Source organism: Aeromicrobium sp. IC_218, assembly GCF_004336805.1.
Classification (GTDB): Bacteria; Actinomycetota; Actinomycetes; order Propionibacteriales; family Nocardioidaceae; genus Aeromicrobium.
Genome location: NZ_SJXM01000001.1, coordinates 409,553 through 419,606, shown reverse-complemented (window position 1 = coordinate 419,606; position 10,054 = coordinate 409,553). Strand labels below are relative to the sequence as shown.

Below are 10,054 nucleotides of genomic sequence, written 5' to 3'. Positions count from 1 at the left end.
CCCCAGGGCTGGCCGCAGCCGGGATGGCAGCAGCCGTCCCCGCCGCCGGGGTGGCAGCAGCCGGCGCAGCCGGGCTGGGGCGCGCCGCCGCCGGTCGAGAACAAGCTCGGCAGCGCGACGACCGCGCTCGTGCTCGGCCTGGTCGCCCTGGCCGGCGGCGTCCTGTGCGGCCTGCCGCTGCTGGTCGGGCCCTTCGCCTGGGTCACCGGCGCGCGGGCCCGCAACGAGATCGACCGCTACCCCGGACGGTGGACGAACCGCTCCGAGGCCACGGCGGGCATGGTCATGGGCATCGTCGCGACCGTGCTGGTCGTGCTCGCCGTCCTGCTGCTCGCCCTGGTCCTCGTGATCGGGTTCAGCGGCGGCTTCGACGACCCGGGCACCGGCTACGACGAGGGCGGCTGGGACTCGGTCTGAGCGCTACAGCTCGGCGCCGACGAGCACCGGCTCGTTGACCAGCCGGACGCCGTAGGCGCGCTCGACCCCGTCGCGCACCTCGCGCGCCAGGTCGAGCAGCTCGGCCGTCGTGGCCCCGCCCCGGTTCGTCAGGGCGAGCGGGTGCTTGGTCGACAGCGAGACCGCGCCGGTGCCGTGGCCCTTCGCGAAGCCGGCGTGGTCGATGAGCCAGGCCGCGCTCGTCTTGACCGACCCGTCGGGCTGCGCGAACCGCGGCGCGTCCGCGGGCAGCCGGTCGGCCTGCTCGGGCGTCAGCACCGGGTTGGTGAAGAACGAGCCCGCGCTCCAGGTGTCGTGGTCGGCGGGGTCGAGCACCATGCCCTTGCCCCGGCGCAGGCCCAGGACGGCCTCGCGGACGTCGGCCAGCGGGGCGCGCTCCCCCACCTGCACGCCGAGGGTGCGCGCCAGCTCGGCGTACGCCACCGGCGCCCCCAGGTCGCCCAGGCGCAGCTGGAACGACACCGTGAGCACGACGTGACGGCCGGGCTCGGCCTTGAACCGGCTGTGCCGGTAGGAGAAGTCGAGCCGGTCGGCAAAGAACGTCCGCACGGCCTGCTCCCGGCGGTCGTAGACCCGCACGGCGGAGACGGTCTGGGAGACCTCCTGGCCGTAGGCGCCGACGTTCTGGATCGGTGTCGCGCCGGTGGAGCCCGGGATGCCCGAGAGCGCCTCGACCCCGACCCAGCCCTCGGCGACGGTGCGGGCCACGAGCTCGTCCCACGGCTCGCCGGCCTGGACGTGGATGCTGGCGCCGCTGCACGCGTCGGCGTCGACCGCGACGCCGCGGGTCAGGACCCGCACGACGGTGCCGTCGAAGCCCTCGTCGGCGACCACCAGGTTGCTGCCGCCGCCGACCACCAGCACCGGCTCGCCGGCGTCGTCGGCGGAGCGGACGGCCTCGACCAGCTCGGCCTCGGTCGTGGCGTCGACGACCCGGCGGGCGGGACCGCCGAGACGCAGGGTGGTCAGGTCGGCCAGGCGCATGGCGTCGAGGCTAGCCAACCCGGCCCCGGACGCAGCACGACCCCCGTCCCGCCGGAGCGGATCGGGGGTCGTGCCGGACGCCGAGACGTTCAGCGGGTCTCGCGGTGAAGCGTGTGGCGCTTGTCGCGCGGGCAGTACTTCTTCATCTCGAGGCGATCGGGGTCGTTGCGGCGGTTCTTCTTCGTGATGTAGTTCCGCTCCTTGCACTCGGTGCAGGCCAGGGTGACCTTGGGGCGGACGTCGCTGCTCTTGCTCGCCACGGTGGTGCCTCTTGTTTCTGTCGAAGACGTACGTACGTTGTCGGTAGCGGGGGCGGGACTCGAACCCGCGACACCACGATTATGAGCCGTGTGCTCTAACCACCTGAGCTACCCCGCCACGGGTCGCGATCACTACCGCGTCCCAGAGCCCCTTTACGGAATCGAACCGTAGACCTTTTCCTTACCATGGAAACGCTCTGCCGACTGAGCTAAAGGGGCGAACCGACGGAGACTCTACAGGGTGCTCCCGGCGTTCGCGAAATCGGGGTCCGGGCGGACCCGAAAACGCTGGAACGACGGGCTCTACAGCGTCGCCGCGGCGAGCCGACGGGGCCACAGCGGCCCCTCGTACGCGAAGCCCGTGTAGCCCTGCACGAGGTCGGCGCCGGCGGCCAGCCGGTCGCGGACGTCCTGCGGGGTGGTGACGCCGCCCACGCCCACGAGGGCGAGCCGCTCGCCCACGTGGCCGCGCAGCCGGGCGAGCACCTCGGTCGCCCGTCCGGCGAGCACGGGGCCGGACAGTCCGCCCGCCCCGGCCCGGTCGACCGTCGTCCGGTCGGTGCGCAGGGTCGCCGGACGCTCGATCGTGGTGTTGGTCGCGATGATGCCGTCCAGCCCCACCTCGAGCGCGAGCGCGGCAACGGCGTCCACGTCGTCGTCGGCCAGGTCGGGGGCGATCTTGACCAGCAGCGGGACGTGCGCGCGGGTCATCCGGTCCGCGGTGTCGCGCACCGAGGTCAGCAGCGGACGCAGCGTCTCGACCGCCTGCAGGTCGCGCAGGCCCGGGGTGTTCGGGCTCGAGACGTTGACGACGAGGTAGGACGCGTACGGCGCGAGCAGCCGGGTGCTCTCGACGTAGTCGGCGACGGCCTGGTCGGCGGGCACGACCTTGGTCTTGCCGATGTTGACGCCGATAACGGCCTGCTCGCCGACCTCGGTGCGGCGCAGCCGGTGCAGGCGTCCGGCCACGACGGCGGCGCCCTCGTTGTTGAAGCCCATGCGGTTGACGATGGCGCGGTCCGGTACGAGCCGGTGCAGGCGCGGGCGCAGGTTGCCCGGCTGCGGACGCGCCGTGACGGTGCCGACCTCGACGTGGCCGAAGCCGAGCGCGAGCAGGCCGGGCACGGCCTTGGCGTTCTTGTCGAACCCGGCGGCGAGCCCGAACGCGTTCGGGAACTCCACGCCCATGACGGTGCGCGGGTCGCGCGGCGCCGGGAGGGCGAGCCGGGTGGCGGGGGCGGCGAGCCGGATGGCCTCGAACGCGCGGTGGTGCGCGTCCTCGGGGTCCATGCGGGTCAGGACCTTGTCGAACAGGACGTCGTAGACCACCCGGCCAGGCTAGCGGCCCCACGCCGCCGGGCCTTCAGCGCCGCGCGCCGCGGACCACCCGCCGGACGCCCCTGAGCGCCGCCCAGCCGCCGAGCAGCCACGGCCCGGCGACCACGACCGGGTCGAGCCACTGGTGCTTCACGTCGACCCGACCGGGGCGGCGTCGCGACGAGGCTCCGTACGTCTTCTCGGTCGACAGGCCGGTGCCCATCACGGGGTTGTCGGGGTTCTTGCTGAACCAGGACGCGACGTGGTTCTCCACGACGTCGACCCGGTCGGCCCCCATGAGCAGCAGCCAGTGGGCGGCCCGGCCCTCGCTGTAGCGCGCGTACGCCAGGCGGCGGATCGCACCGGACGCCCCCTTGAGCGGGGCGCTGGTGCCGAAGGCCGGCGTGAGCCGGGCGTGCTCGATCGAGCGCTCGCGCGGACGGAGCTCCGGCTGCTGCGGCGGCAGCTCCCAGTGCGCGCCGGTGACCTCGGGCGCGTAGCGCTCGCGCGGGACGGCCGGGCGGTCGGCCGGGTCACGGTCGGCGCCCCAGCCCGGGATGCGCCGGCGGAGCTCGTCGGCGTCGAAGGCCGCGCTGGGCGTGTTGGCGGTGTACGGCATGGGTCCTCCTCAGGCGTCCGGGACGATGACCGGCTTGACGCAGTCGTCGAGCTTGGCCGAGAACAGGTGGTAGGCCTCCGCGACGTGCTCGAGCGGCACGCGGTGCGTGATGATGTCGCGCGGGCTGAAGTAGCCGTTGCGGATGTGCTCCAGCAGGCGCGGCCACTGACGCTTCACCGGGGCCTGGTTCATGCGCAGGGTGAGCCCCTTGTTCATGGCGTCGCCGAACTTCACGGCGCTGAACAGCGGGCCGTAGGCGCCCATGACCGAGATCGTGCCGCCCTTGCGGACGCCGTCGATCGCCCAGTTGAGCGCGACCGGCGAGCCGCCCTGGAGCTTGAGCTTCGCGGCGGTGACGTGCTGGGTGAAGTTGCCGTCGGCCTCGGCGCCCACGGCGTCGATGACCCGGTCGGCGCCGAGGTAGTCGGTCTGCTTCTTCATCTCCACGACCACGTCGTCGACCTGGCCGAAGTTGATCGTCTCGGCGTGCGCGAACGTGCGCGCCTTCTCCAGCCGGTAGTCGAGGTGGTCGACGACGATGACCCGGGCGGCACCCATGAGCCACGCCGACCGCGCGGCGAACAGGCCGACCGGCCCGGCGCCGAGCACGACCACCGTGTCGCCCTCGACGATGTCGGCCAGCTGGGCGCCGAAGTAGCCGGTCGACAGGGCGTCGGTCATCAGCAGGGCGTCCTCGTCGTGGAGGTCGTCGGGGATGACCGAGGGACCGACGTCGGCGAACGGGACGCGCACGCGCTCGGCCTGCCCGCCGTCGTAGCCGCCGCACGTGTGCGAGTAGCCGTAGATGCCGCCGACCGCCGTGGCGTTGGGGTTGACGTTGTGGCAGTTGGAGTACAGCCCGCGGGCGCAGAACCAGCAGGAGCCGCAATAGATGTTGAACGGCACCATGACCCGGTCGCCGACCTTGACGTTCTGCACGTCCGGGCCGACCTCCTCGACCACGCCGATGAACTCGTGGCCGAACGTCATGCCGACGCGGGTGTCGGGCATCATCCCGTGGTACAGGTGCAGGTCGGACCCGCAGATCGCCGCGCGGACCACCCGCACGATCGCGTCCCCGGGATGCTCGATCACCGGGTCGGGCTTGCTCTCGACGCGGACCTTGTACGGCCCGCGGTAGACCATCGCTCTCACGGTGCGCCTCCGTCTCGTCGTGGGTGTGACGAGGAGGTACCCGGCGACGCCCGTACGTCACACAGCCAGGCCCGCCCCCACGCCGGCGAGGACGAGCAGCGCCTCGCTCACGCGCCGTCGAGCGGGGTGACGAGCCGGCCGGTCTCCAGGAACGCGGCCACGTTGTCGAGCACGAGCTTCGTCATCTGGGTGCGCGTCTCGACGGTGGCCGAGCCGATGTGCGGGGTGAGCACGACGTTGTCGAGCGCCAGCAGGCGTGACGGGACGCGGGGCTCGTCGGCGAAGACGTCCAGGCCGGCGGCCCCCAGGCGTCCGCTCTCGAGCGCCTCGACCAGGGCGGCCTCGTCCACGACGCTGCCGCGGCCGACGTTGACCAGGACGCCCTCGGGGCCGAGCCGGTCGAGCACGTCGGCGTCCACCAGGGGCTCGCCACCGCCCGGCGCGGTCACGACCAGCACCTCGACCGCGTCCGCGAGCTCGGCGACGGAGGCGTGGTAGGCGTACGGGCAGTCGGCCACCGGCCGCCGGTTGTGGTACCCGATCTCGCAGTGGAAGCCCTCGAGCCGCTCGGCGACGGCGGTGCCGATGCGGCCCATGCCGACGATGCCGACCGTGCGGCCGGTGAACTGGCCGGTCAGGCCGAACGTCGCGCCGGCGGCCCAGCGCCCGTCGCGGACGAAGCGGTCGGCGGCCGAGACGCCGCGCACCGCGTCCAGCACCAGGGCCACCGCGGTGTCGGCGACGGCGTCGGTGAGCATGCCCGGGGTCGTCGCGACCCCGATGCCGCGGCGGGCGACCACGTCCAGGTCGATCGCGTCGACGCCGACGCCGAAGCTGACGACCGCGCCGAGCGACGGCACCGCGTCCAGCGACGGGCCGTCGACCCCGTGCCGGGCGGTGGTGACGCCGACGGTGACCTCGTCACCGAGCGCGGCGAGCGCGGCGAGCCGGCCGTCGGCGCCCGGCGGGGGCACGGTCACCGCACCGAAGCGCTCGGCCAGCGCGTCCGCGAGGTCGGTGGGAAGCGGGCCGAGCTGGACGACGCGGGCGGCGGTCATGGGACTCCTTCGAGGGGCGGCACTCGCACGCTAGCGGGCCGCGGACGCCGGTGGGCGCTCCCGCACGGGACAGCGGGGACGTGGTTCGCAGGTGGCATGACGCCATGCCGCGCCGACACCGGCCGCGGAGCTGCGAAGGGCCCCGACCAGGAGGTCGGGGCCCTTCGTCGTGCGGCGTGGCAGGTAGAGGATTCGAACCTCTGAAGGCGAAGCCGTCTGATTTACAGTCAGATCCCTTTGGCCACTCGGGCAACCTGCCGCACGTGTTGCCGGGGCAACGACATGGAACCTTACAGCAGCCCCCTAGGGTGGGAGAAACCAGACCACCCGAAGCAGCGCAGGAGCATCTCCCATGGCCGACGCCTCGTTCGACATCGTCAGCAAGATCGACCGCCAGGAGGCCGACAACGCCCTCCAGCAGGCCGCGAAGGAGATCTCGCAGCGCTACGACTTCAAGAACACCGGCGCCTCGATCGAGTGGAGCGGCGAGCTCGGCATCCTCATCAAGGCCAACGCCGACGAGCGCGCGCTCGCCGTGCTGGACGTGTTCAAGGAGAAGCTGATCAAGCGCGGCATCTCGCTCAAGGCGCTCGAGAGCGAGGAGCCGAAGCAGTCGGGCAAGGAGGTCCGGCTCACCGGCACGTTCCAGTCCGGGCTCAGCCAGGAGCAGGCCAAGCAGGTCTCCAAGATCATCCGCGACGAGGGCCCCAAGGGCGTCAAGGCGCAGGTGCAGGGCGACGAGCTGCGCGTCACCGGCAAGAAGCGCGACGACCTGCAGGAGGTCATCGCGCTGCTCAAGGGCAAGGACCTGGACTTCGCCCTGCAGTTCACCAACTACCGCTGAGCGGGACGCCGCTCAGTAGCTGAGCGGCAGCAGCAGGAGCACGAGCGCGGCCAGCACGACCGTCGTCGTCGCGATCCGGATGGAGACCGGCGGCGACGGGCTCAGCTGCACGGCCTCGGTGGGCCGGGCGACCAGCCCGAGCACCGCCCGCAGCACGGCGACGGCGCCGGCGAGCAGGTAGACGGCCACGGCCGCACCCAGGAACCAGCGGGCGTCCCAGGCGTCCTCGAGCAGCGCCCAGGCGGACGCCGAGGCGGTCCACGACGGGGGCAGGCCCGCCCGGGCCAGCAGCGCGACGACGACCGCCACGCCCATGACCGGCTCGGTGCGCACGAGTCCGCGGAGCCGGTCCGGCTCGACGCTGCCGCGGCGCCGGGCCGCGACGGCGAGCATCCCCACGACGCCCAGCACGGCGAGCACCTGCACGAGCAGCCACAGGCCGGCCTCGTCGCCGCGGTAGCCGGCCATGGCCACCGTGGCCGTGCCGAGCGTCGTCCAGCGCACGAGGCCGAGCAGGTCGGACGCACGCAGCACGCCGACCGCGGCGCCGAGCAGGCACAGGGTGAACAGCAGCTCGGCGGGGAGCAGGTTGGCCTGGCCGCCGACCGCGACCAGGAACGCCAGCAGCTGGCTGACCAGGAGCGCGCCGCTCACGGCCGGGACGGTGGCGAGCAGGGCCACGACCACGGACGCCCGCGGGAAGACCACGACGGGGAAGCGCCCGGGCAGGCCGCCCGCGACGACGAGCGGCAGCACCGCGACCACCGCCACCGCGACGTGGGAACCGCTGGACGAGCCGCCCAGCGGCGCGTACGAGAACCAGCCCATCTCCCCCAGCACGCCACGGCTCAGCACGACCGCCCCGAGCCCGGACTCGACGACCAGCGACGCCGCGAACGAGACGGCGGCGGCTGCGCCCACGACGAGCAGCGCCCGCTGGGCGTCCTCGCGGGCCTCGTGGTCGCCGACGCGCACGGCCGAGACCCCGACGACGGCCGCGGCGGAGACGGCCAGCGCGGCGGTGGCTCCCCCGACGTCCGCGGCGCGCTCGGCCACGACCCCACCGGCCGCGGCGACCAGCACCCCGGCGTGGAACAGCGCCGGCGGCATCGACTCCTCGTAGTTGACGACGTTGGCGACCAGCAGGACGCCGAGCGCACCGACCAGGCTCAGCAGGCCCGGACGGTCCTGGGCCACGACCATGACGAGGGCGACCACGACGGCCGCCGTCGCCGGCAGGCCCGAGCCGAGCCACGTGCGGCGCGGCACCAGCCGGTCGACCAGCACGCCCACCACCAGACCTCCGAGGAGGACGGCGGACGGGCCGAGGACGTCCCAGCTGAAGAAGGTCACGGGCCAGCAGTCTAGGGCGCGCCGGGGCGGGCATACCCTGCGCACGTGGACGAGTCTCGCTCCGGCCTGGCGCTCGGCGTCGGGGCCTACCTGTGCTGGGGGCTGTTCCCCCTCTACTGGCCGCTGCTCGAGCCGGCCGGCGCCCTGGAGGCGCTGAGCCACCGGGTCGTCTGGTCGCTGGGGTTCGTGGCGATCCTGCTCACCGTCACCCGTCGCTGGGATGCCTTCCGCGTCCTGTGGCGCGACCCGGTGCGGCTGCTCTTCCTGGCCCTGGCGTCCGTCGTCATCGCGATCAACTGGGGCGCGTTCATCTGGGGCGTCACCAACGGCCACGTCATCGAGACGTCGCTGGGCTACTTCATCAACCCGCTGGTGACCGTGCTGCTTGCCGTCCTCGTCCTCGGCGAGCGGCTGCGTCCGGTGCAGTGGGTCGCCGTGGGCGTCGGCGCCGTGGCCGTCGTGGTGCTCACCGTCGACTACGGCCGCCTGCCCTACGTGGCCCTGGCCGTCGCGGCGTCGTTCGCGATCTACGGCTTCCTCAAGAAGCGCGCCCAGCTCGGCGCGATCGAGTCGCTGGCCGTCGAGACCGCACTCCTGACGCCCGTCGCGGTGGGCTACCTGGTGTTCCTGCAGCTGACCGGCTCGCTCGTGTTCGGCCACGAGGGCACGGCGAACGCCCTGCTGCTGGCCGGCACCGGCGTCGTCACGGCCGTGCCGCTGCTGCTGTTCGGCGGCGCCGCGACGCGACTGAGCCTCACCAGCCTGGGACTGCTCCAGTACCTCGGACCGATCCTGCAGTTCGTGTTCGGCCTGCTCGTGTTCGGCGAGGAGATGAGCCCCGCCCGGTGGGCCGGCTTCGTGCTGGTCTGGCTGGCCCTCGTGCTGTTCACCGCGGACGCCCTGCGCGCCCGGCGCCGGGTGCTTCGCGAGGCCGCCGAGAACGTCGCCTGCTAGCCGCCCCCGCGGACGCGGACGCTTCGCCGTGCACGGTCGAAAAAGCGGACGTACCTTCGAGAGGCACCGTGTCACTCGTCACAGGAGCAGGCCATGACCGTCATCGCGCGCAGCACCGTCCGGGCACTCGCCTGGGCCGTCCTCGCGTGCGCCGCCTGGGTCGTGCTCGCCCTGACCTCCGCCTCCGGCGCCCACGCCGACGAGCCGCGGGGCGACCACCGCGACCGCCCCGTGACCCAGCTGGTCGACGACCTCGCCGAGCCGCTGACCGGTTCGGTCACCCGTGGCCTGCGCCCCGCCACCGACCCGGTGCTGAAGCCGGTCGAGAAGGCGGTCGCCCCGGTCGTCGAGCCCGTCGCCGAGGTCGTGCGCAAGGTCGCCGAGCCCGTCGTCCGCCCGGTCGTGGAGAAGGTCGCCGAGCCGGTCGCGCCGCTCGACCGCGCTGTCGTCGCCCCGGTCAGCTCGAGCCTGGGCCGCACGCTCGCGCCCGTGACGAAGCCGCTGGAGCCGGCTCTCGAGCCGGTCACCGAGACCACCGACGACGTCGTCGCGCCGCAGCCGCGGCCGGCCGACCGCGTCGCCGTCCCGCCGAGCCCGGCCGCCCTCGACGTCTCCGCCCCGGCCGCTGACGAGGCGCCGACCAGCACCCTCGCCGCGGACGCCTCGGGCCGGGTCGGCGACCGTCACCTCGATCCGGCCGCCGCCCGCCTGGGCGGTCTCCCGGCCGACGTCGATCCGTCCGGCGAGGTCGGCGACACCGCCGCCGGTCCCCGCCCCCTCCAGACCATCGAGCCCGGCCTGACGCTCGTCACGCCGACCCCGTCGGGCACCTCGGCGCCCGGCGCTCCGTTCGGCTCGGCCCCCGCGGCCGGGCCGATCGCGGCGACCTTCGCCGACCTCGTCGTCCTCGCCCGGCCCGAGCCGATCGCGCTCGCCGCGCTGCCGCGGGACGCCGACCACGACTCCCAGCACCACCTGCGCCCCGACGTCTCACCTGGATGAGTGCGCCGTCGCCCGGCCCTGCCGCGGCGACGCCCCCGGACGCTCCGCGCGT

The 10,054-nt window shown here is 73.7% G+C and carries 11 protein-coding genes and 3 tRNA genes; 4 read left to right on the top strand and 10 right to left on the bottom strand.

Annotated elements, in window-relative coordinates:
• On the top strand, positions 1-417 hold a 417-nt coding region (locus tag E0W78_RS16395; RefSeq protein ID WP_165570370.1), incomplete at its 5' end, for a DUF4190 domain-containing protein.
• Between the two features lie 3 nt (positions 418-420).
• Here the strand turns inward: E0W78_RS16395 and E0W78_RS02085 are convergent.
• The 9 genes from E0W78_RS02085 to E0W78_RS02045 form a co-directional block, all read right to left on the bottom strand.
• The gene (locus E0W78_RS02085; protein WP_278249410.1) at positions 421-1,458 is read right to left on the bottom strand and encodes a UDP-N-acetylmuramate dehydrogenase; all 1,038 of its coding nucleotides are present in this window, start codon (positions 1,456-1,458) and stop codon (positions 421-423) included.
• Between the two features lie 71 nt (positions 1,459-1,529).
• Positions 1,530-1,700, bottom strand: coding sequence for a 50S ribosomal protein L33 (gene rpmG / locus E0W78_RS02080; RefSeq protein WP_019143692.1), 171 nt, complete (start codon positions 1,698-1,700; stop codon positions 1,530-1,532).
• A 44-nt stretch (positions 1,701-1,744) separates the two neighbouring features.
• Positions 1,745-1,818 (bottom strand) — tRNA-Met (locus tag E0W78_RS02075).
• Between the two features lie 28 nt (positions 1,819-1,846).
• A tRNA-Thr gene (locus E0W78_RS02070) sits at positions 1,847-1,919 on the bottom strand.
• Positions 1,920-2,003: 84 nt separating this feature from the next.
• Entirely contained in the window at positions 2,004-3,029 is a 1,026-nt protein-coding gene (locus E0W78_RS02065) for a quinone-dependent dihydroorotate dehydrogenase (protein ID WP_242686180.1), read from the bottom strand.
• Between the two features lie 34 nt (positions 3,030-3,063).
• A complete protein-coding gene (locus tag E0W78_RS02060) occupies positions 3,064-3,636 on the bottom strand; it encodes a hypothetical protein (protein ID WP_131402172.1) in 573 nt (190 codons plus the stop codon).
• 9 nt (positions 3,637-3,645) lie between these two features.
• On the bottom strand, positions 3,646-4,782 hold the full coding sequence (locus tag E0W78_RS02055; protein WP_242686187.1) for a zinc-dependent alcohol dehydrogenase: 1,137 nt from the start codon (positions 4,780-4,782) through the stop codon (positions 3,646-3,648).
• A 116-nt stretch (positions 4,783-4,898) separates the two neighbouring features.
• The gene (locus E0W78_RS02050) at positions 4,899-5,849 is read right to left on the bottom strand and encodes a 2-hydroxyacid dehydrogenase (protein WP_131402170.1); all 951 of its coding nucleotides are present in this window, start codon (positions 5,847-5,849) and stop codon (positions 4,899-4,901) included.
• A gap of 177 nt (positions 5,850-6,026) precedes the next feature.
• Positions 6,027-6,108: transfer RNA gene (locus E0W78_RS02045), tRNA-Tyr, on the bottom strand.
• 93 nt (positions 6,109-6,201) lie between these two features.
• On the opposite strand from E0W78_RS02045, the gene E0W78_RS02040 reads away from it, so the two are divergent.
• Positions 6,202-6,693: a YajQ family cyclic di-GMP-binding protein gene (locus tag E0W78_RS02040; protein ID WP_131402169.1), complete on the top strand. Its 492-nt coding sequence runs from the start codon at positions 6,202-6,204 to the stop codon at positions 6,691-6,693.
• A gap of 12 nt (positions 6,694-6,705) precedes the next feature.
• Here the strand turns inward: E0W78_RS02040 and E0W78_RS02035 are convergent, their stop codons facing one another.
• Positions 6,706-8,046, bottom strand: a complete 1,341-nt coding sequence (locus E0W78_RS02035; protein WP_131402168.1) for a proton-conducting transporter membrane subunit — start codon at positions 8,044-8,046, stop codon at positions 6,706-6,708.
• A 45-nt stretch (positions 8,047-8,091) separates the two neighbouring features.
• Here E0W78_RS02035 and rarD point away from each other — a divergent pair, with 45 nt between their 5' ends.
• Positions 8,092-9,000 (top strand): EamA family transporter RarD, encoded by a 909-nt coding sequence (gene rarD, locus E0W78_RS02030; protein ID WP_131402167.1) that lies wholly within the window; start codon positions 8,092-8,094, stop codon positions 8,998-9,000.
• A 93-nt stretch (positions 9,001-9,093) separates the two neighbouring features.
• Positions 9,094-10,002, top strand: a complete 909-nt coding sequence (locus E0W78_RS02025) for a hypothetical protein (RefSeq protein WP_131402166.1) — start codon at positions 9,094-9,096, stop codon at positions 10,000-10,002.
• The last annotated feature ends 52 nt before the right edge of the window (positions 10,003-10,054 follow it).